Consider the following 19967-nt stretch of genomic DNA (forward strand, 5'->3'; position numbering starts at 1 on the left):
CAGAAATACGGCTCGTTAGTAGAACATTGAATCTGCGAGAAAAAGGCTTCCATAGGGAATGCCTTGCTTTAGATTCCCTATGGAAGGTTTTCAAACGGCGGAGATAGCTAGATTGCCCGCGGCAGCTTCTTGAATATGCTGGCTCCACCAAGCCATCATCGGCCGTCGACGCTCAATGTAATCCGCACGATTGTAAGCGCTGCGCACCTCGTCCTTATCCACATGGGCAAGTGCTACCTCGATCAGTTCAGGATCCCACCCTTTCTCGTTGAGAATGGTGCTAGCCATTGATCGCATGCCGTGACTTACGAGTCGGCCTTCGAACCCCATGCGCTTCAGTGCCATATTTGCCGTTTGGCTATTGCAGTGTGTACGGGGGTTGCGGTCTGCCGGAAAAACGTACTCCCGGTGACCACTGAGGGGTCTTATCGCATTTAATAGCGCGATTGCCTGATCGGTAAGTGGAATGATGTGAGTACGTCGCTTCTTCATTCGCTCGGGTGGAATAATCCAGATCTTCTTCTCGATATCGATGTCTGCCCAGCGAGTCGTGGCTGCTTCTGCTGGGCGAGTCATGGTGTGCAGTTGCCATTCGATCAAGCATCGCGTAGTCCTTTTTATGCTGGCGTTGGCAACCGCAAGCATGAGCTCTTGCAGCTCATCGGGGGCGAGGGCCGCCATATTTTTCTTTTTCGGCTTTTTGAAGACTGACCGAATTCCAGTCAGCGGATTCGAATGAATCAAACCGGAATTCACGCCGTAAGTCATAATTTCGTTCAGGCGCTGGCTTAGGCGCTTGACCGTTTCGAGGCTGCCCTTTGTTTCAAGTGGGCGAAGCAGCTTGATTACTGTTGGTGCAGTGACTGTAGATATCGGCGTTTCTTCAAGGTCGGGAAAAATGTGCAGCGTCAGCGAGCGCCAAATATCCTCGGCATAGGCGGGAGTGACTGCGTCCTTCTTCAGCTCAAACCATGCAATTGCCACATTTTTAAAGGTGTGCTCCACCGTCGCTTTGAGGGCCTGGCGATTTGCGTCTCGTGCTTCCTTCGGATCTAGCCCTTGAGCAACAAGTTCTCTCGCCGCTACGGTCCGTTTGCGAGCGAGCGCTAGGCCGACCTCCGGAAAGGTGCCCAGACCCATGTTCACACGCTTTTTGGTCACTGGGTGGATGTAATTGAAATTCCAGAGCTTCGAGCCATTGGCCCTTACTCTCATCTGCAGGCCGTCACCATCGGTGAGAATGTAATCTTTTTCAGCAGGTTTGGCGGCCTTGACCTTCAGGTCTGATAGCCGCGCAGCTTGGGCGCACATGGTCGTCTCCAGAGCCTCATGTATTCCAAAAAATACCAGTGGTAGCCTTGGAATACCACGTGGAATACATAGATTGTAAGATCTGCTCGGATAGCCTCGGACGCCATAGGACCTGAAACCCTTGATTTCTCTAGCTTTCAGGCACAAAAAAGACGTCCGTGGACGTCTTTAGATGTAAAAGTGGTGGAGCCGGGGGGATTTGAACCCCCGTCCGCCAGTACTCCGCTGTCGGTACTACATGCTTAGCCGTGTCTATTGAGTTAATCCGCAGCCGCCCGACGGGCAGGGTGCTTTGGACGAGTTGGGTAAGTTTTAGTCGCTTTGCCCCCAACGTGCTACACGACGATCCTGTTCTGTATGACAATCACTTCGGGTTTACAGGCATCCCCTAGTGATTGCTGGAGCCGAAGCTACCAGGAGAGCGGGCTCGGCTGCTTACGCAGCGAGAGCGTAACCCTCGTAGTTTTCGTCATTGGCAACTATAGAAAGTTGCAACAGTGGATTTACGAGTTCTGTTACCAACTCGGCATGCACCTAGAGTTTCATCACCGGCGTCGAATCCTAATCGGCCCCATTTTTTACTGCTCTAGCGCTAGCACCGTTTCGGGTGCATGTGACGGAGTATACGCCATCGGTCGGGCGACGTCGACTACCGGTCCGGTCGCCCACCGAGGTTACTGACCGTTGCCGCCCTTGTCGGTCTTCTCGAGGCGCGACAGCACCTTGGCGCTGATGGTGATGCAATCCTTGTCGTTGCCCGCCGCCTGCGCGGCCTTGGCGTCAGCCACATGCTGCTTCAGCGCATCGTCCAGCCCTTCGGAAGTCGCGCCCATGGTTGCCATCTGGTCGTCGATCTTCTGCAGGTTGTTGGTACACAGGTCTTTATCCGCCGCGAACACAGGCGAGGCTAGCAGTGCGGCGCTGAGGAACAGTCCGGTAATCGCAGTACGCTTCATGTGAATCTCCTTGGCTGGGAAGGCCTCAGGATAAGGGGCCTATTTGCATGGACTGCGGCCGATACCAGGGGTTCAGACGGATGTTGTGGCAGATGGCCGGTTCGCCGGCAAGGCCAGCTCCTGCCGGTGTGCAGGAGCCGCCTTGGCTCACAGCGCCCTGGCTCTGGTCACCCGGTCCACCAGGTACACCAGGCCGTGATAGTCGATGCCGCCATGCTCGCTCAAGCCGATTTCACAGGTGCGGCTGGTGGAGATGCCTTCGCTGCAGTACTGCACGGCGTCCTTTAGGCTGCGCAGTGAATGTGCGTTCAGTTCGGGGGTGGTGAAGCCCTTGTCGCCGGCGAACCCACAGCAGTGGATGCCCTCGGGTATCACCACCTCTTTGCTGCAACGCCGCGCGAGGTCGATCAGGGCCTGGCTCTCGCCCAGGTGCTGGGTACTGCAGGTCACGTGCACGGCAATCGGTGCGTCCTGCGGGGTGAATTCCAGCTTGTCCACCAGGTGGGTGCGGATGAAGCGCACCGGGTCATACAGGTCCAGGCGCGAGTCCTTGAGGTCCTGCACCAGGCGCAAGGTGCACGGGCTGGTGTCGCAGTAGATCGGGTCGAGCCCGCCGCGGCTGGCATGCAGCAGCGCGCCGATCAGTTCCTGGCGCTTGTGCTCGGCCTGTTCGGCATAGCCCTTGGAGGCGAACGGCTGACCGCAGCACAGGCTGTCCTGGTTCTCGGGGAACACCACCTGGTAGCCGGCCTTCTCCAGCAGGCCGCGGGTCTTGTCCAGCAGCGAGGTCTGTTCGCGATCGCCAGCGGCCGGGCCCATGACGCGCGATACGCAGGCCGCCAGGTACACCACGCGGGGCCGCGCATCGTTGCTCGCCGGGCTGAACTGGATGGGCTGCAGGGGCTGCGGCATGGCCGGCGTCCAGAGCGGCAGGCGGCCGTTGCTGGCTTTGCTCAACGACTGGCTGATGCGGGCCAGACGTGGCGCGCCCAACAGGCGGCGGGCACCGTTGGCTGCGCGCAGGGTGAGGCGGGCGCCGCTTAGCGCGGTGTGGAAATGCTCCGCCAGCCAGTCGGCTGTCTTCACGTGGCTGGCAGCCTGGGCGCGCAGTTTCTTCACCAGTTCGCCGGTGTTGATGCCTACCGGGCAGCGCTGGGCGCACAAGCCGGTGGCGGCGCAGGTGTCGATGCCCTGGTACTGGTAGTCGCGTTCAAGCGCGGTGGTATCGACCCCGGCCCGCTTCTTGGCCTGGATGTCGCGCCACATCACGATGCGCTGGCGCGGGCTCAGGGTCAGCCCCTTGGACGGGCACACCGGTTCGCAGAAGCCGCACTCGATGCACTTGTCGACGATCTCGTCGGCGGCCGGCAACGGCTTGAGGTTCTTAAGGTGGATCTGCGGGTCGTTGCTGAGCACCACATCCGGGTTGAGGATACCGTTGGGGTCGAGCAGGCGCTTGAGCGTCCACATCAGCTGGTAGGCATCGTGGCCCCATTCCAGTTCGACGAACGGCGCCATGTTGCGCCCGGTGCCATGCTCGGCCTTGAGCGAACCGCCGAATTCGACCGCCACCAGGTGCGCCACGTCGTCCATGAACGCCTGGTAGCGGGCGACCTCTTCGGCACTGTTGAAACCCTGGGTGAACACGAAGTGCAGGTTGCCCTCCAGCGCATGGCCGAACAGGATGGCTTCGTCATAGTGGTGCCGCTCGAACAGCTCGATCAGGCGGTTGACGCCGATGGCCAGTTGCTCGACCGGGAAGGTCACGTCTTCGATGATGACCGTGGTGCCGGTCTTTCGTACGGCGCCGACGGCCGGGAAGGTGTCTTTGCGGATGGCCCAGAGCTTGGCGTTTTCCTTGGCGTCTTCGGTGAAGTCGACCTGTTTCTCGACCGGAAATTGCGCCAGCGAGGCCATGATCAGGCCCAACTGCTCGTGCAGCAGTGTCTGGGTGGCAGCGCGGGACTCGATCAGCAGGGTGCACGCACCCTCGGACAGCTGCTGCACGAAGGCCGGCATGCCGGGCTTGTCCTGCACCGAGCGCAGGCTGCGCCGGTCGAGCAGTTCCACGGCCGATACCGGCTGGCTTTTCAGTACGGTGACGGCGGTGCAACAGGTTTCCACGTCCGGGAACACGATCAGCGCCGACGCCTTGTGCGGGTGATCGATCACGGTGTCGTAGGTAACCGCGCTGATGAAGCCCAGGGTGCCCTCGGAGCCCACCAGCAGGTGGTTGAGGATGTCCAGTGGCTGGTCGTAGTCGACCAGGGCGTTGAGCGACAGGCCGGTGGTGTTCTTGAGCCGGTACTTGTGGCGGATTTTCGCAGCCAGTTCGGTGTTGGCGCGGGTCTCGCGGCCCAGGCGCGCGAGCGATTCGAGCAGGTCGGCATGGCTGCTCTGGAAGGCCGCGACGCTGGCCGGGTCTTCGCTGTCCAGGCGGGTGCCGTCGGCCAGCACCAGGCGCAGGCCGGCCAGGGTGTGGTAGGTGTTCTGGGCGGTGCCGCAGCACATGCCACTGGCGTTGTTGGCAACGATGCCGCCGATCTTGCAGGCGTTGATGGACGCCGGGTCGGGGCCGATCTTGCGTCCGAACGGCGCCAGCCAGGCGTTGGCCTGGGCGCCGATCACGCCGGGTTGCAGGCGGATCTGCCGGCCTTGCTCGCGAATCTCGCGACCGTTCCAGTTGTCGCCCAGTACGATCAGCACCGAGTCGCTGATGGCCTGGCCCGACAGGCTGGTGCCGGCGGCGCGGAAGGTCACCGGCACGCGGTCGCGCTGGGCCAGCTGGAGCAGGCCCACCACTTCGTCTTCGCTTTCCACGCGCACCACCAGCTTGGGGATCAGCCGGTAGAAGCTGGCGTCGGTACCGAAGGCCAGGGTAGACGTGGGGTCGTCGAAGCGGCGCTCACGGGGGATCAGGCGTTCAACCGAGTCGAGAAACGCGGTGGGCAGGCTCATGCAAACTCCTCGCGGGGCCACGGCGTCTATCGCGCCGCGTGCCCCGGACAATCAGGCGGTGATGGGGCAGGCGGTCAGGCGCCGAATTCGCGTACCAGCGAATCGCGAGTGATCTCGCTGATGGACTTGGCGCCGGTCAGCACCATGGCCACGCGCATTTCCTTTTCGAACAGGTCGAGCAGGTTCTTCACGCCGGCTTCGCCTGCGGTGGCGAGGGCATAGAGGAAGGCACGGCCGATCAGTACGGTGTCTGCGCCCAGGGCGATCATGCGCACCACGTCCAGGCCGCTGCGGATACCGGAATCGGCGAGGATCTTCAGGTCGCCCTTGACCGCATCGGCGATGGCCGGCAGGGCACGGGCGCTGGACAGCACGCCGTCGAGCTGGCGACCGCCGTGGTTGGACACCACGATGCCGTCGGCACCGAACTTCACGGCGTCGCGCGCGTCGTCCGGGTCGAGAATACCCTTGATCACCATCGGGCCATCCCAGAACTCGCGGATCCATTCCAGGTCCTTCCAGGAAATCGACGGGTCGAAGTTGGCGCCCAGCCAGCCGATGTAGTCGGCCAGGCCGGTGGGGCTGCCGCGGTATTTGGAGATGTTGCCCAGGTCGTGGGGCTTGCCCAGCAGGCCTACATCCAGCGCCCACTGGGGGTGGGTCATGGCCTGCCACATGCGCCGCAGCGGTGCGTTAGGGCCGCTCATGCCGGAGTGGGCGTCACGGTAGCGTGCGCCGGGTACGGGCATGTCCACGGTGAACACCAGGGTGGTCACGCCGGCGGCCTTGGCACGCTCCAGGGCATTGCGCATGAAGCCGCGGTCCTTGAGCACATAGAGCTGGAACCACATGGGCCGGTCGATGGCCGGGGCCACTTCCTCGATCGGGCACACCGACACGGTCGACAGGGTGAAGGGGATGCCCTTGGCCGCCGCGGCACGTGCCGCCTGCACCTCGCCGCGCCGGGCGTACATGCCGGTCAGGCCGACCGGTGCCAGGGCCACGGGCATGCTCAGGGTTTCATCGAACAGGCGGGTCTCGAGGCTGAGCTCGGACATGTTCTTCAGAACGCGCTGGCGCAGGGCGATGCTGGCCAGGTCTTCGACGTTGTGGCGCAGGGTGTACTCGGCGTAGGCGCCGCCGTCGGCGTAGTGGAACAGGAAGGGCGGCAGCTTGCGTTGGGCTGCGGCGCGGTAGTCGGTAGAGGCTGAAATGATCATGGTGTCTCGCAGCGTCGGTTGAAAGGGGCAGCTGCCGGGCGCCCTTGGGGCGCCCGGCCTCTTTCACTTTAGTGAACCAGCATGCCGGTCAGCCAGTACGCCTGGATCAAGGTGATCAGGCCGACGATGGTGGCGAAGAACAAGCTGTGCTTGAGGGTGAAGCGGAACAGGTCCGACTCTTTGCCAACCAGCCCGGTGGCCGCGCATGCCACGGCGATGGACTGTGGCGAGATCATCTTGCCGGTAACGCCGCCGCTGGTGTTGGCGGCCACCAGCAGGGTGTCGTTGACCCCGATCTGGTGCGCGGTGGTGGCCTGCAGCGAACTGAACAGCGCGTTGGACGAAGTGTCCGAACCGGTCAGGAACACGCCCAGCCAGCCAAGGAACGGCGAGAAGAACGGGAACGCTGCGCCGGTGCCGGCCAGTACCAGGGCCATGGTCGACGACATGCCCGAGTAGTTGGTGACGAAGGCAAAGGCCAGCACCATGCCGATCGACAGGATCGGCCAGCGCAGTTCGAAGAAGGTTTCCTTCAGCGTGGTCAGGCCGGTCTTGAAGTTGATCTTCAGCACCAGCATCGACAGCAGCGCGGAGAAGAAGATCGCGGTACCGGTGGCCGAGATCGGGTCGAGCTTGAACACCGCCGGCATGGCGGTCGGGGCGGCGACGATCGGCGCGGTCTTGATCACCAGCTGGTCAAGGTGCGGGATGGCGAAGTTGAACACCCAGCTGTACATCGAACCACCGGCGGCAAAGGCCGCTTTGAATGGCTTGAGGGTCCAGATGGTGACCAGCACGGTGAGGATCAGGAACGGCGACCAGGCCTTGAAGATCTCGCCAAAGCTGTAAGGCGAAGGCTGGCTGCCGCCACCGTTGACCACGGCTGCACCGACGCTGCCGGTGGCGGTGGTCATCGAGCGCTTGGGCTGCCAGACCTTGAGGAACAGGGTCAGGGAGATCAGGCTGGCCAGTGCCGAGGTGATGTCCGGCAGTTCCGGGCCGATGAAGTTGGAGGTGAAGTACTGGGTGACGGCGAAGCTCAGGCCGGCCACCAGGGCTGCAGGCCAGGTCTCCTTGACGCCGCGCAGGCCGTCCATCATGAACACCAGCCAGAACGGCACGAACAGCGACAGCAGCGGCAATTGACGACCGGTCATGGCGCCGATCTTGAAGGCGTCGATACCGGTGACCTGGCCGGCCACGATGATCGGGATACCCAGGGCGCCGAAGGCCACCGGGGCAGTGTTGGCGATCAGGCACAGGCCGGCGGCGTACAGCGGGTTGAAACCCAGGCCCACCAGCAGTGCAGCGGTAATGGCCACGGGTGCGCCGAAGCCTGCCGCGCCTTCCAGGAAGGCGCCGAAGCAGAAGCCGATCAGCAGAACCTGCAGACGCTGGTCGTCGGTGATCGACAGCACCGAGCTGCGGATCACTTCGAACTGGCCACTCTTGACCGTCAGTTTGTACAGGAACACCGCCGCGACGATGATCCAGGCGATGGGCCACAGGCCATAGGCAAAACCGTACCCGGCAGCAGCCAGGGCCATGTCGGCGGGCATCTGGAAGGCGAAGATGGCGACCAGGATCGACAGCGCCAGCGTGATGCTGCCTGCCACATGACCCTTGAGGCGGAACACGGCCAGCGCCAGGAAGAAGAACACGATAGGGATGACTGCCGCCAGGGCGGACAGGCCGAGACTACCAAGCGGACTATAGAGTTGTTGCCAGGTTTGCATATGGGGTGGCCCCTAATTGTTGTTGGTCATGCAGTGGCATTGGCTAATTGGTCATACCAATTTACAATGTCGAGCCGCTAGGTTAAGAGCCCTGTGGTGGGTGTGTCAATTTGCCCCGCTAAAACTTTCGTCGGACGGTTGAAAAAAGGTCGGCTGAGCGGCTTCGAAATTCGCCAACTGGTGGGTGTGACGTGGGCATCGATAGGCCAAAATAGGCGGCCCCGAACGAACTCGGGATTGTGGAGAGCATGTGATGGTTTTCAACCAGGTCCGCCAACGCCGTTTGTCCGACGATATCGTCGAGCGGCTTGAGGGGATGATTCTTGAAGGCACCTTGACCGCCGGTGAGCGGTTGCCGGCCGAGCGGCAACTGGCCGAGCAGTTCGGGGTGTCACGCCCGTCGTTGCGCGAGGCGATCCAGAAGCTGGTAGCCAAGGGCATGCTGGTGAGCCGACAGGGTGGCGGCAATTATGTTGCTCAGTCGATGGGTTCGACGTTCAGCGACCCCTTGTTGCAATTGCTGGAGAACAATCCGGAGGTCGAACGCGACCTGCTGGAGTTTCGTCATACGCTGGAGGCGTCGTGTGCCTATTACGCCGCATTGCGTGCCACCGCGGTGGATCGCGAGCGGTTGAAGGTGGCGTTCGATGCGCTGCAGGACTGTTATGCGCGTGCCGATGAGGTGAGCCGCGCCGAGGAAGGGGCGGCGGATGCGTCGTTCCACCTGGCGATTGCCGAGGCCAGCCATAACGCGGTGCTGCTGCATACCATTCGCGGGTTGTTCGACCTGCTCAAGCGCAACGTGGTGACCAACATCGGCGGTATGTACAAGCAACGCAGCGAGACCCGCGACATGCTGATTGCGCAGCACCGGGACCTGTACCTGGCGATTGTCGAAGGGCGTGCGCAGGATGCACGAGAGGTGTCGAGCCAGCACATTCTGTATGTGCAGGAGGTGCTCGAAGAGGTGCGTCAGGAAGTGCAGCGGGTCGCGCGGGCAGAGCGGCGCAACGGGCGCTAGACAGGCGTTGCGGCTTTCGCCGGCAAGGCCGGCTCCTACAGGGTTTCGCTTGGCCTGTAGGAGCCGGCCTTGCCGGCGAAGTGGCTAGAGCAGTCGTGCCTACTCGTCGCGGCCCTTGCTGCGCACGGCGCGCTGCAACTCGCGATCGGAATCACGCTCGCGCTGGGTATCGCGCTTGTCGTATTCCTTCTTGCCCTTGCCCAGGGCAATCTCGCACTTGATCAAGTGCTTGCTCCAGTACATCGACAAGGCCACGCAGGTATAGCCCTTCTGCTGTACGCCCACGAACAGGCGCTCCAGCTCGCGGCGATTGAGCAGCAGTTTACGGGTACGGGTCGGGTCGGCGATCACGTGGGTGCTGGCTGCGGTCAGGGGGGTGATATGGCAACCCATCAGCCATGCTTCACCGTCCTTGAGCAGCACGTAGCTGTCCACAAGATGCGCCTTGCCGGCACGCAGACTTTTTACTTCCCAACCGGACAGGACCAATCCGGCCTCGAACTTGTGCTCGATGAAGTAATCGTGACGCGCCTTTTTATTCTGCGCGATGGTCCCTGTCGGATGCTTCTTTTGTTTAGCCATAGGGGCGGCATTATAGGCAGTCGTCGCGCTGTCGGCTACGGGGTAGCGGTACGCTTGAGCCGTTGGAGTGAATCCCGGACAATACGCGCTGTTTTTCCTCTTGATGCGCTATGTGGCGCCCCTCGGCATTCGCATCGTGTTTACCGCTCAGCTTTGGAAGTGACGCCTGGATGACTACCCATATTCAACGTTCGGCACTGTTGCCGTACCCCGCTCAGGCGCTGTATGACCTGGTGAATGACGTCGCCCGCTATTCGGAATTTCTGCCGTGGTGTTCCTCCAGCACGGTGCTGGAGCAGAGCGAGACCCTGATGCGTGCGCGAGTCGAGGCGGCCAAGGGCGGCATGAGCCAGAGTTTTGTAACGCGAAATGAGTTGGTGCCAGGGCAGTCCATCGAGATGAACCTTGAGGAGGGGCCGTTCAATCAGCTGCACGGGCTGTGGACGTTCAAGGCACTCGGCGACAAGGCCTGCAAGATCAGCCTGGACCTGTCGTTCGATTACGCCGGGCCGCTGGTGCGCGCCACCCTGGGGCCGATCTTCAACCAGGCGGCCAACACCCTGGTGGATGCGTTCTGCCAGCGGGCCAAGCAACTCAATGGCTGAGCCGATGCTGCCCATCGAAGTGGTCTACGCCACCGCCGAGCAGCAGCTGTTGCTGGCGCTGGAGGTGCCAGCGGGTACGTCGGTGAGCGAGGCGGTTCGCTTGTCGGGCATCGCCGGGCAGTTGCCGGGCGTGTCGATCGGGGATTGCCCGATGGGTATCTTTGGCAAGGTGGTTGCGTCGCAGCATCCGGTCGAGGCTGGTGATCGGATCGAGCTGTATCGGCCGCTGCTGATCGACCCCAAGGAGGTGCGCAAACAGCGCGCGGCCAAGGTAGCCAGGGTGTTCAAGAAGGCCAAGCGGTGAAACGCCGCGCATGAAAAAGCCCGGAATGATCCGGGCTTTTTATTGCCTGCGCCTTGCTTACTGCGGCGAGGTGTCCAGCGGTTCCGGCACTGGAACCGGGATGACTTCGATGGTATCGACGTCGCGCTGGATCGTGTCTTCCAGCGAGCCAGGCTTGGCGGGGGCTTCCTGCTTGGCAGGTGTCTCGCCTTCGGCAGGGCTGACAGTGGTGCCCGCTGCGCCGCCAAGGATTTCCTGATCGCGGCTCACACCCGGCATGAAGTCACCCGACAGGCTGGCGAGCTGGTCGTTCTCGTTGAAGAACACGCTCATCCGTTCCTGCTGGCGCTCGCCCCCACCTGGTTGCAGACTGTACAGGTAGTCCCAACGGTTGGTGTGGAAGGTGTCCTGGATCAGAGGGTTGCCCATGATAAACCGTACTTGCCGGCGGGTCATTCCCGGCCGCAATTGGTCTATCATGTCCTGCGTGACGACATTGCCCTGCTGGATGTCGATTTTGTAAACCCCGGGGAACGAGCAACCGGCGAGTGCGAGCAGTCCCACAAAGGTGAGGCTGGTTAGCAAGAGCTTGGTGTTTTGCATCGGTGGGCGACTTCCACTATCTTGGCTGGACAACGTAAACCCCGATCATACCCGTATTCAGAGAAGCTGCGAAGCAGCATCGGCGAGAAAGCTGACCATGGTTGAAAATAGCGAATTACGCAAAGCCGGTCTCAAGGTGACCCTGCCTCGAGTCAAGATTCTACAGATGCTCGACTCCACCGAGCAGCGCCACATGAGTGCTGAAGACGTCTACAAGGCGTTGATGGAGGCAGGCGAGGACGTCGGTCTGGCCACGGTTTACCGTGTTCTGACCCAGTTCGAGGCGGCAGGTCTTGTCGTTCGTCACAACTTCGACGGCGGTCATGCAGTGTTTGAACTGGCCGACGGCGGCCACCACGACCATATGGTCAACGTGGAGTCTGGCGAAGTCATCGAGTTCTTCGATGCTGAAATTGAAAAGCGTCAGAAGGAAATCGTGCTGGAGCACGGCTACGAGTTGGTAGATCACAATCTCGTGCTGTACGTGCGCAAGAAAAAGTAAGCACTTTGCTTTGAATTGCACGGCATTGAAGGCGACCCTGGGGTCGCCTTCGTGCTTTGTGGGGGCTGTAATGTTTTACGCCGGCAAGGCCGGCTCCTGCGGGGGCACTCAGGCTTTGCTGGTGACGACCATCTTTCTGGCATGCGCTAGCGATTCCTTGGTCAGGTCGATGCCGCCCAGCATGCGCGCCACCTCTTCGACCCGCTCGCGTTTGCCCAGGCTCGCCACTGCCGTATGGGTCGCATCGCTGTTGCGCACCTTGTGCACGAACAGGTGATGGTGGCCCTGCGCGGCAACCTGCGGCAGGTGGGTGACCGTCAATACCTGCCCACGCTCGCCCAGGCGACGCAACAGCTGCCCCACGATTTCAGCGGTCGGGCCGCCGATACCCACGTCGACTTCGTCGAACACCAGGGTCGGAATGCGCGAGGTCTGAGCGGTAATGACCTGGATCGCCAGGCTGATCCGTGACAATTCACCCCCGGAAGCCACCTTGGTCAGTGCCTTGAGCGGCTGGCCGGGGTTGGCGCTGACCAGCAGTTCGACCTGCTCCAGGCCCTGGGGCAACAAGTCTTCGCCACTGTTGGGGCGAAGTTCGATGCTGAAGCGTCCGCCAGGCATGCCCAGGCGCTGAATCTCAAGCTCCACCGCGCCAGCCAGCTGGGTCGCGGCCTGCTGGCGCAGGCGGCTCAGCTCCGAGGCCTTTTCCTGGTAGTGGCGGGCATAGGCGGCAAGTTCGTCACCCAGTCGGGCAATGGACTCGTCGTTGGCGTTGAGGCCTTCGAGCTCCTCCATCAGGCGTTGCTGCAGGTCGGCCAGCTCGCTGGGGTGCACGCGGTGTTTGCGCGCCAGGGTGTACAGGGCGTCGAGACGTTCTTCCAGCTGCTGCAGCCGCGCGGGGTCGGCGTCGAAATGGTCGAGAAAGCGGTTGAGCTCGCCCACTGCTTCTTCCACCTGAATCTGCGCACTGGCGATCATGTTGGCCGCCTCGGCCAGCGCCTTGGGGGCATTCTGTACGGCGGTCAGGCGATTGAGGCTGACGGTCAGCGCACTGAGCACATTGCCCGAGTCGCTCTCGCTGCAATGGTCGATGACCTGGCGGCAGATACCGAACAGGGCCTCTGCATTGGTCAGGTTCTTGTGTTCCTGTTCCAGCAGCTCAAGTTCGTTTTCGCCCAGGTTGAGGTTTTCCAGCTCTTCGAGTTGATAGCTGAGCAACTGGTGCTGCGCGCGCTGTTCGTCCCCGGAGTTGCTCAGCCGCTCGAGCTCCTGGCGGGTCTGCCGCCAGCGCTGCGCCGCCAGCTGGACCTGGCGTGCAAGGTCGGTGGCGCCGGCGTATTCGTCGAGCAGGCGGCGATGGGTGTCGGTCTTCAGCAGCGACTGGTGTTCGTGCTGGCTGTGGATGTCGATCAGCAGCTCGCCCAGGGCCTTGAGGTCGCCCAGCGGGCAAGGCGTGCCGTTTATATAGCCGCGGCTGCGGCCTTCGGCGGTGATCACCCGGCGCAGTATGCACGGGCCGTCGGTGTCCAGGTCGCGCTCGGCCAGCCAGGTACGGGCCTCGGGAATGTCGCCCAGGTCGAAGGTGGCCAGGATGTCGGCCTTGTCTGCCCCGGGGCGCACCACGCCGCTGTCGGCGCGATCACCCAGGGTGAGGCCGAGGGCATCGAGCATGATCGATTTGCCGGCCCCGGTTTCACCGGTGATGACGCTCATCCCGCGGGCGAGTTCGAGGTCCAGGTGTTCGACGATGGCGTAGTTGTGTACGGAAAGATGCACCAGCATTGGGGCGGCTCCCAGGCGTAAGGTCTGGTTATTTATACAGTGTTTTGAAATCGCCTGACAATGCTTGTGCTTAGTTTGATTCGGTTGCTCGGTGAGGGTTTTGATCGCAAGGGGTTATGAGGGTAATGCTGCTGACTGTTCATCAGCCCTTGAAGCTGCATTTTCAGACCCCATATAGCCGGCAGACGTGCGAGTAAGTTCGCTGACGAAATTGCAAAGGAGAGATTTTATGGCTGACGAACAGACGCTGGATGAACAGAATCTGAACGCCGAGGCGGCCGGCGATGAGCTGAGCACGCGCGTGCAGGTGCTCGAAGAGCAACTGGCGGCGGCCCAGGATCAATCCCTGCGCACCGCCGCAGACCTTCAGAACGTGCGCCGTCGCGCCGAGCAGGATGTCGAGAAGGCGCACAAGTTCGCCCTTGAGAAATTCGCTGGTGACCTGTTGCCGGTGATCGACAGCCTTGAACGCGGCCTGGAGCTGTCCAGCGCCGAAGACGAGAGCATCCGCCCGATGCGTGAAGGCATCGAGCTGACCCTGAAGATGTTCCACGACACCCTCAAGCGCTACAACCTCGAGGCGATCGACCCGCACGGCGAACCATTCAATGCCGAACTGCACCAGGCCATGGCCATGCAGGAGAGTGCGGACGTCGAGCCCAACAGCGTGCTCAAGGTGTTCCAGAAGGGCTACCAGCTCAATGGGCGTCTGCTGCGCCCGGCCATGGTCGTGGTCAGCAAGGCTCCGGCTCCGGTTTCGCCCTCGATTGACGAGAAGGCTTGAAATTAGCCTGGCGGCCCCCATTTAAGTGTCAAGCGTTTAAGTGCTACCGCAGTTGGCAACCACCGCTGCGGCAACCAAATCCAAAGTTTCGGGAGAGTTAACATGGGCAAAATTATCGGTATCGACCTGGGGACCACCAACTCCTGTGTCTCCATTCTGGAAAACGGCAACGTCAAGGTCATCGAGAACGCCGAAGGCGCTCGTACCACCCCTTCGATCATTGCCTACGCCAATGACGGCGAGATCCTGGTCGGCCAGTCGGCCAAGCGTCAGGCGGTGACCAACCCGCACAACACCCTGTACGCGGTAAAGCGTCTGATCGGCCGTCGTTTTGACGAAGAAGTCGTTCAGAAAGACATCCAGATGGTCCCTTACAAGATCGTCAAGGCTGACAACAACGACGCCTGGGTGGAAGTGAACGGCCAGAAGATGGCTCCGCCTCAGATCTCGGCCGAAATTCTGAAAAAGATGAAGAAAACCGCCGAAGACTATCTCGGCGAGGCAGTGACCGAAGCGGTCATCACCGTACCTGCCTACTTCAACGACAGCCAGCGTCAGGCTACCAAGGACGCCGGTCGCATTGCCGGTCTGGACGTCAAGCGCATCATCAACGAACCGACCGCAGCCGCACTGGCCTACGGTATGGACAAGGCCAAGGGTGATCACACCGTGATCGTCTACGACCTGGGTGGCGGTACCTTCGACGTGTCGGTGATCGAGATCGCTGAAGTCGACGGCGAGCACCAGTTCGAAGTACTGGCTACCAACGGCGACACCTTCCTGGGTGGTGAAGACTTCGACATTCGTCTGATCGACTACCTCGTCGACGAATTCAAGAAAGAAAGCGGCATGAACCTCAAGGGTGACCCGCTGGCCATGCAGCGCCTGAAAGAAGCTGCCGAAAAAGCCAAGATCGAGCTGTCCTCGAGCCAGCAGACCGACGTGAACCTGCCGTACATCACTGCAGACGCCACCGGTCCTAAGCACCTGAACGTGAAGATTTCCCGCGCCAAGCTGGAATCGCTGGTCGAAGACCTGGTTCAGCGCACCATCGAGCCATGCCGCATCGCGCTGAAAGACGCCGGTATCGACGTGAGCAAGATCAACGACGTGATCCTGGTCGGCGGTCAGACCCGTATGCCACTGGTGCAGAAACTGGTGACCGACTTCTTCGGCAAGGAAGCACGTAAGGACGTGAACCCTGACGAAGCTGTCGCCATGGGTGCTGCCATTCAGGGCGCCGTACTGGCTGGTGACGTGAAAGACGTGCTGCTGCTGGACGTCAGCCCGCTGACCCTGGGTATCGAAACCATGGGTGGCGTGATGACTGCGCTGATCGAGAAGAACACCACCATCCCGACCAAGAAGTCGCAGGTGTTCTCGACGGCCGACGACAACCAGGGCGCCGTGACCATTCACGTGCTGCAGGGCGAGCGCAAGCAAGCTGCGCAGAACAAGTCGCTGGGTAAATTCGACCTGGCCGAGATTCCGCCAGCACCACGTGGCGTACCGCAAATCGAAGTGACCTTCGATATCGACGCCAACGGCATCCTGCACGTAGGTGCCAAGGACAAGGCGACCGGCAAGCAGCAGTCGATCGTGATCAAGGCCAACTCGGGTCTGTCCGAGGAAGAAATTCAGCAGATGGTGCGTGACGCTGAAGTCAACGCCGAGGAAGACCGCAAGTTCGAAGAGCTGGCCGCTGCCCGCAACCAGGGTGACGCGCTGGTTCACTCGACCCGCAAGATGGTCGCCGACGCTGGTGACAAGGTAACCGCGGACGAGAAGGCTGCTATCGAAGCTGCCGTTGTCGCCCTGGAAGCCGCTGTAAAAGGCGACGACAAGGCTGCCATCGAAGCCAAGGTCGAAGAGCTGTCGAAGGTCTCCGCGCCAGTGGCTCAGAAGATGTACGCCGAGCAGGCCGAACAGCCTCAGGGCGGTGCTCAGCCAGAAGCTGAAGAGCCCAAGCACGACGACGTGGTCGACGCTGAGTTCGAAGAAGTAAAAGACAACAAGTAATAGCTACAGGTTGTCGCCCGGTTGACTGCTGTTCGGCAGTGACTGGTAGGATGTCGCCGCGCGGGGGCTTGCTCCCGCGTTGGCGTGTCTGGAATACCCGAATTTTTACAGCATTCGAGCGCGCTTGAATGCTGGCGGCACAGCGCGGTATGCGCCGAGGTATGCCGAACGTCCTCAAGAGTGCAAAGAATTATGGCAAAGCGTGACTATTACGAGGTTCTGGGAGTCGAGCGCGGCTCGAGCGAGGCCGACCTGAAGAAGGCCTATCGTCGCCTGGCGATGAAGCACCACCCGGACCGTAATCCTGATGACAAGGCCTCGGAAGAGCTGTTCAAGGAAGCCAACGAGGCTTACGAAGTGCTCTCCGATGCCAGCAAGCGTGCTGCGTATGATCAGTATGGCCATGCCGGTGTCGACCCGAGCATGGGTGGCGGCGGTGCCGGTTTCGGTGGCGCCAACTTCTCCGACATCTTCGGTGATGTGTTCAGCGACTTCTTCGGCGGTGGCCGGGGCGGTGGCCGCGGTGGCGCTCAGCGTGGCAGCGACCTGCGCTACACCCTCGAGCTGAACCTGGAAGAGGCCGTGCGCGGCACCACGGTCAATATCCGTGTGCCGACGCTGGTCAACTGTGCGCCGTGCGATGGCTCGGGTGCCAAGAAAGGCTCGTCGCCTTCGACCTGCCCGACCTGCGGCGGTATTGGCCAGGTGCGCATGCAGCAGGGCTTCTTCTCGGTGCAGCAGACCTGCCCGCGCTGTCACGGCCAGGGCAAGATCATCACCGACCCGTGCGATTCGTGCCATGGCGAAGGTCGTGTCGAAGAGTACAAGACCCTCTCGGTCAAAGTGCCGGCCGGCGTCGATACCGGTGACCGCATTCGCTTGTCGGGCGAAGGCGAGGCAGGTTCCCAGGGTGGCCCGACCGGCGACCTGTACGTGGTGATCAATGTGCGCGAGCACCCGATCTTCCAGCGCGACGGCAAGCACCTGTACTGCGAAGTGCCGATCAGCTACACCGATGCGGCGCTGGGTGGCGAGCTGGAAGTGCCGACCCTCGATGGCCGGGTCAAGCTGAAGATCCCCGAGGGGACCCAGACCGGCAAGCAGTTCCGTCTGCGCGGCAAGGGCGTTGCGCCGGTGCGTGGCGGTGGTGCGGGCGACCTGATGTGCCGGGTGGCGGTAGAAACGCCGGTCAACCTGAGTCGTCGTCAGCGTGAGCTGCTCGAAGAGTTGCGTGTTTCGCTGGATGGCGACAGCTGCCATTCTCCCAAGGCCAATGGCTGGTTCGAAGGCGTGAAGCGCTTCTTCGGCGATCTGTAAGAAGGAACAGGGCATGCGACGTATAGCGGTAATGGGCGCGGCAGGGCGGATGGGCAAGACCCTGATCGAGGCAGTGCAGCAGACGCCGGGGGCGGGCCTGACCGCCGCCGTGGATCGTCCGGACAGTACGCTGGTCGGGGCTGACGCCGGCGAGCTGGCGGCGCTGGGGCGTATTGGTGTGCCGCTGTCGGGTGATCTGGATCGGGTGGTCGACGAGTTCGATGTGCTGATCGACTTCACCCATCCTTCGGTGACCTTGAAGAACCTGGCGTTCTGCCGCAAGGCGGGCAAGGCGATGGTCATCGGCACCACCGGTTTCAGTGTTGAAGAGAAGCAACTGCTGGCCGAGGCGGGCAAGGACATCCCCATCGTGTTTGCCGCCAACTTCAGCGTTGGCGTCAACCTCAGCCTGAAGCTGCTGGACATGGCGGCGCGCGTGCTGGGCGACGATGTGGACATCGAGATCATCGAGGCCCATCACCGTCACAAGGTGGATGCGCCGTCGGGTACCGCGCTGCGTATGGGCGAGGTGGTGGCCAATGCACTTGGCCGTGACCTGCAGGAAGTGGCCGTGTATGGCCGGGAAGGCCAGACCGGCGCGCGGGATCGCAAGACCATCGGCTTTGCCACCGTGCGTGCCGGTGACGTGGTAGGTGACCATACCGTGCTGTTCGCCGCTGACGGCGAGCGCCTGGAGATCACCCACAAGGCCTCCAGCCGCATGACCTTCGCCAAGGGTGCGGTACGTGCCGCGCTGTGGCTGGATGGGTGTGCGCCGGGCCTGTACGACATGCAGGACGTGCTCGACCTGCGTTGATTGCTGCATCAGGGGCTGCCATGCGGCCCCTTCGCCGGCCTCCCTGGCCGAGCGTTTGAAACAAGCGACTTTCTGTCGCATTCCCATGCCTTTCAGGCACATCAGTGGTAGACCGAAAAAGCCTTTTTCTGTAAGCTACAGCTTTAGTGTGTCCACTAAAAGCGCGCAGATAATTCGACGAAGAAAGCGGGGTGACGTGTCTATACGTCATTCCGCTTTTTTGCAACCTGCGATCGCCCCTTCAGGCTTTATTTTTGGGAGGTCTTCTTGACTAAGCCAGCCATACTCGCCCTTGCCGATGGCAGCATTTTTCGCGGTGAGGCCATTGGAGCCGACGGTCAGACCGTTGGTGAGGTGGTGTTCAACACCGCAATGACCGGCTATCAGGAAATCCTGACTGACCCTTCTTACTCGCAGCAGATCGTTACCCTGACCTACCCGCACATCGGCAACACCGGCACCACGCCGGAAGACGCCGAGTCCGATCGGGTCTGGTCGGCCGGCCTGGTCATCCGTGACCTGCCGCTGATCGCCAGCAACTGGCGCAACACGATGTCGCTGTCCGATTACCTCAAGGCCAACAATGTGGTGGCCATCGCCGGTATCGACACCCGTCGCCTGACCCGCATCCTGCGTGAGAAGGGCGCGCAGAACGGCTGCATCCTGGCTGGCGACAACATTTCTGAAGAGGCGGCCATCGCAGCCGCGCGCGGCTTCCCAGGCCTGAAGGGCATGGACCTGGCCAAGGTCGTCAGCACCAAGAGCCGCTACGAGTGGCGCTCCAGCGTGTGGAACCTGAAGACCGACAGCCATCCGACCATCGACGCCGCCGAGCTGCCGTACCACGTCGTGGCCTACGACTATGGCGTCAAGCTGAACATCCTGCGCATGCTGGTCGAGCGCGGCTGCCGCGTCACCGTGGTGCCAGCGCAAACCCCGGCCAGCGAAGTGCTCGCGCTCAACCCCGATGGCGTGTTCCTGTCCAACGGCCCGGGCGACCCCGAGCCTTGCGACTACGCGATCCAGGCGATCCGCGAAATCCTCGAAACCGAAGTGCCGGTGTTCGGTATCTGCCTGGGCCACCAGCTGCTGGCCCTGGCCTCCGGTGCCAAGACCGTCAAGATGGGTCATGGTCACCACGGTGCCAACCACCCGGTCCAGGACCTGGACACCGGCGTGGTGATGATCACCAGCCAGAACCACGGTTTCGCGGTAGATGAAGCGACCCTGCCAGGCAACGTGCGCGCCATCCACAAGTCGCTGTTCGACGGTACCCTGCAGGGCATCGAGCGCACCGACAAGAGCGCCTTCAGCTTCCAGGGTCACCCTGAGGCGAGCCCGGGCCCGACCGACGTCGCGCCACTGTTTGATCGTTTCATCGATGCCATGGCCAAGCGCCGCTGAGCACCCCCGGAGGCAGTCCTGAACCGGCACAGGCCGCGTTCAGGCGCTCCTCGAGTGGATTGTTCGA

17 protein-coding genes and 1 other RNA gene are annotated in these 19967 nt (G+C 61.8%); 9 read left to right on the plus strand and 9 right to left on the minus strand.

Annotated elements, in window-relative coordinates; all coding sequences use genetic code 11:
• Window positions 1-90: 90 nt before the first annotated feature.
• The 6 genes from V9K84_RS25915 to V9K84_RS25940 all read right to left on the minus strand — a co-directional run bounded on the left by V9K84_RS25915 (window position 91) and on the right by V9K84_RS25940 (window position 8181).
• A complete protein-coding gene (locus tag V9K84_RS25915) occupies window positions 91-1311 on the minus strand; it encodes an integrase domain-containing protein (protein ID WP_088513987.1) in 1221 nt (406 codons plus the stop codon).
• Window positions 1312-1492: 181 nt separating this feature from the next.
• Window positions 1493-1884: a transfer-messenger RNA gene (ssrA, locus tag V9K84_RS25920) on the minus strand.
• Window positions 1885-1985: 101 nt separating this feature from the next.
• A complete protein-coding gene (locus tag V9K84_RS25925; protein ID WP_088513988.1) occupies window positions 1986-2267 on the minus strand; it encodes a hypothetical protein in 282 nt (93 codons plus the stop codon).
• A gap of 147 nt (window positions 2268-2414) precedes the next feature.
• On the minus strand, window positions 2415-5225 hold the full coding sequence (locus V9K84_RS25930) for an FAD-binding and (Fe-S)-binding domain-containing protein (protein WP_088513989.1): 2811 nt from the start codon (window positions 5223-5225) through the stop codon (window positions 2415-2417).
• Between the two features lie 74 nt (window positions 5226-5299).
• Window positions 5300-6445 carry an FMN-dependent L-lactate dehydrogenase LldD gene (lldD, locus tag V9K84_RS25935; protein ID WP_043863842.1) on the minus strand — a complete coding sequence of 382 codons (1146 nt, stop codon included), beginning with the start codon at window positions 6443-6445 and terminating at the stop codon, window positions 5300-5302.
• Between the two features lie 68 nt (window positions 6446-6513).
• Complete coding sequence (locus V9K84_RS25940; protein ID WP_043863841.1) at window positions 6514-8181, minus strand: lactate permease LctP family transporter; 1668 nt, start codon at window positions 8179-8181, stop codon at window positions 6514-6516.
• Between the two features lie 253 nt (window positions 8182-8434).
• Here V9K84_RS25940 and V9K84_RS25945 point away from each other — a divergent pair, with 253 nt between their 5' ends.
• Entirely contained in the window at window positions 8435-9202 is a 768-nt protein-coding gene (locus V9K84_RS25945; RefSeq protein ID WP_043863840.1) for a GntR family transcriptional regulator, read from the plus strand.
• Window positions 9203-9301: 99 nt separating this feature from the next.
• On the opposite strand, the gene smpB is transcribed toward V9K84_RS25945, so the two are convergent.
• Window positions 9302-9784, minus strand: coding sequence for an SsrA-binding protein SmpB (gene smpB, locus V9K84_RS25950; RefSeq protein WP_043863839.1), 483 nt, complete (start codon window positions 9782-9784; stop codon window positions 9302-9304).
• A 170-nt stretch (window positions 9785-9954) separates the two neighbouring features.
• On the opposite strand from smpB, the gene V9K84_RS25955 reads away from it, so the two are divergent.
• A complete protein-coding gene (locus V9K84_RS25955) occupies window positions 9955-10389 on the plus strand; it encodes a type II toxin-antitoxin system RatA family toxin (protein ID WP_043863838.1) in 435 nt (144 codons plus the stop codon).
• Entirely contained in the window at window positions 10382-10693 is a 312-nt protein-coding gene (locus V9K84_RS25960) for an RnfH family protein (RefSeq protein WP_078481341.1), read from the plus strand. Before V9K84_RS25955 ends, V9K84_RS25960 begins: the two co-directional genes overlap by 8 nt.
• A 57-nt stretch (window positions 10694-10750) precedes the next feature.
• On the opposite strand, the gene V9K84_RS25965 is transcribed toward V9K84_RS25960, so the two are convergent.
• On the minus strand, window positions 10751-11275 hold the full coding sequence (locus V9K84_RS25965; protein ID WP_043863836.1) for an outer membrane protein assembly factor BamE: 525 nt from the start codon (window positions 11273-11275) through the stop codon (window positions 10751-10753).
• Window positions 11276-11372: 97 nt separating this feature from the next.
• Here V9K84_RS25965 and fur point away from each other — a divergent pair, with 97 nt between their 5' ends.
• Window positions 11373-11777, plus strand: coding sequence for a ferric iron uptake transcriptional regulator (fur, locus tag V9K84_RS25970; protein WP_043863835.1), 405 nt, complete (start codon window positions 11373-11375; stop codon window positions 11775-11777).
• Window positions 11778-11885: 108 nt separating this feature from the next.
• On the opposite strand, the gene recN is transcribed toward fur, so the two are convergent.
• Window positions 11886-13559 (minus strand): DNA repair protein RecN, encoded by a 1674-nt coding sequence (gene recN, locus V9K84_RS25975; RefSeq protein ID WP_088513990.1) that lies wholly within the window; start codon window positions 13557-13559, stop codon window positions 11886-11888.
• Between the two features lie 229 nt (window positions 13560-13788).
• Between recN and grpE the strand changes: the two genes are divergently transcribed.
• The 5 genes from grpE to carA all read left to right on the plus strand — a co-directional run bounded on the left by grpE (window position 13789) and on the right by carA (window position 19900).
• Window positions 13789-14343, plus strand: coding sequence for a nucleotide exchange factor GrpE (gene grpE / locus V9K84_RS25980; protein ID WP_043863833.1), 555 nt, complete (start codon window positions 13789-13791; stop codon window positions 14341-14343).
• 102 nt (window positions 14344-14445) lie between these two features.
• A complete protein-coding gene (gene dnaK, locus V9K84_RS25985; protein ID WP_043863832.1) occupies window positions 14446-16362 on the plus strand; it encodes a molecular chaperone DnaK in 1917 nt (638 codons plus the stop codon).
• A gap of 192 nt (window positions 16363-16554) precedes the next feature.
• Window positions 16555-17679, plus strand: a complete 1125-nt coding sequence (dnaJ, locus tag V9K84_RS25990; protein WP_043863831.1) for a molecular chaperone DnaJ — start codon at window positions 16555-16557, stop codon at window positions 17677-17679.
• 13 nt (window positions 17680-17692) lie between these two features.
• Window positions 17693-18496, plus strand: coding sequence for a 4-hydroxy-tetrahydrodipicolinate reductase (gene dapB, locus V9K84_RS25995; protein ID WP_088513991.1), 804 nt, complete (start codon window positions 17693-17695; stop codon window positions 18494-18496).
• A gap of 267 nt (window positions 18497-18763) precedes the next feature.
• A complete protein-coding gene (carA, locus tag V9K84_RS26000) occupies window positions 18764-19900 on the plus strand; it encodes a glutamine-hydrolyzing carbamoyl-phosphate synthase small subunit (RefSeq protein ID WP_043863829.1) in 1137 nt (378 codons plus the stop codon).
• Window positions 19901-19967: the final 67 nt, after the last annotated feature.

This window comes from Pseudomonas sp. AE27, assembly GCF_037113495.1.
In the GTDB taxonomy this organism is placed as follows: Bacteria; Pseudomonadota; Gammaproteobacteria; order Pseudomonadales; family Pseudomonadaceae; genus Aquipseudomonas; species Aquipseudomonas palmensis.

Bases quoted from the DNA above. Each gene is read 5' to 3' on its own strand.
- V9K84_RS25915 (WP_088513987.1), bottom strand. From the start codon at position 1,311: ATGTGCGCCCAAGCTGCGCGGCTATCAGACCTGAAGGTCAAGGCCGCC.
- V9K84_RS25925 (WP_088513988.1), bottom strand. From the start codon at position 2,267: ATGAAGCGTACTGCGATTACCGGACTGTTCCTCAGCGCCGCACTGCTA.
- V9K84_RS25930 (WP_088513989.1), bottom strand. From the start codon at position 5,225: ATGAGCCTGCCCACCGCGTTTCTCGACTCGGTTGAACGCCTGATCCCC.
- lldD (WP_043863842.1), bottom strand. From the start codon at position 6,445: ATGATCATTTCAGCCTCTACCGACTACCGCGCCGCAGCCCAACGCAAG.
- V9K84_RS25940 (WP_043863841.1), bottom strand. From the start codon at position 8,181: ATGCAAACCTGGCAACAACTCTATAGTCCGCTTGGTAGTCTCGGCCTG.
- V9K84_RS25945 (WP_043863840.1), top strand. From the start codon at position 8,435: ATGGTTTTCAACCAGGTCCGCCAACGCCGTTTGTCCGACGATATCGTC.
- smpB (WP_043863839.1), bottom strand. From the start codon at position 9,784: ATGGCTAAACAAAAGAAGCATCCGACAGGGACCATCGCGCAGAATAAA.
- V9K84_RS25955 (WP_043863838.1), top strand. From the start codon at position 9,955: ATGACTACCCATATTCAACGTTCGGCACTGTTGCCGTACCCCGCTCAG.
- V9K84_RS25960 (WP_078481341.1), top strand. From the start codon at position 10,382: ATGGCTGAGCCGATGCTGCCCATCGAAGTGGTCTACGCCACCGCCGAG.
- V9K84_RS25965 (WP_043863836.1), bottom strand. From the start codon at position 11,275: ATGCAAAACACCAAGCTCTTGCTAACCAGCCTCACCTTTGTGGGACTG.
- fur (WP_043863835.1), top strand. From the start codon at position 11,373: ATGGTTGAAAATAGCGAATTACGCAAAGCCGGTCTCAAGGTGACCCTG.
- recN (WP_088513990.1), bottom strand. From the start codon at position 13,559: ATGCTGGTGCATCTTTCCGTACACAACTACGCCATCGTCGAACACCTG.
- grpE (WP_043863833.1), top strand. From the start codon at position 13,789: ATGGCTGACGAACAGACGCTGGATGAACAGAATCTGAACGCCGAGGCG.
- dnaK (WP_043863832.1), top strand. From the start codon at position 14,446: ATGGGCAAAATTATCGGTATCGACCTGGGGACCACCAACTCCTGTGTC.
- dnaJ (WP_043863831.1), top strand. From the start codon at position 16,555: ATGGCAAAGCGTGACTATTACGAGGTTCTGGGAGTCGAGCGCGGCTCG.
- dapB (WP_088513991.1), top strand. From the start codon at position 17,693: ATGCGACGTATAGCGGTAATGGGCGCGGCAGGGCGGATGGGCAAGACC.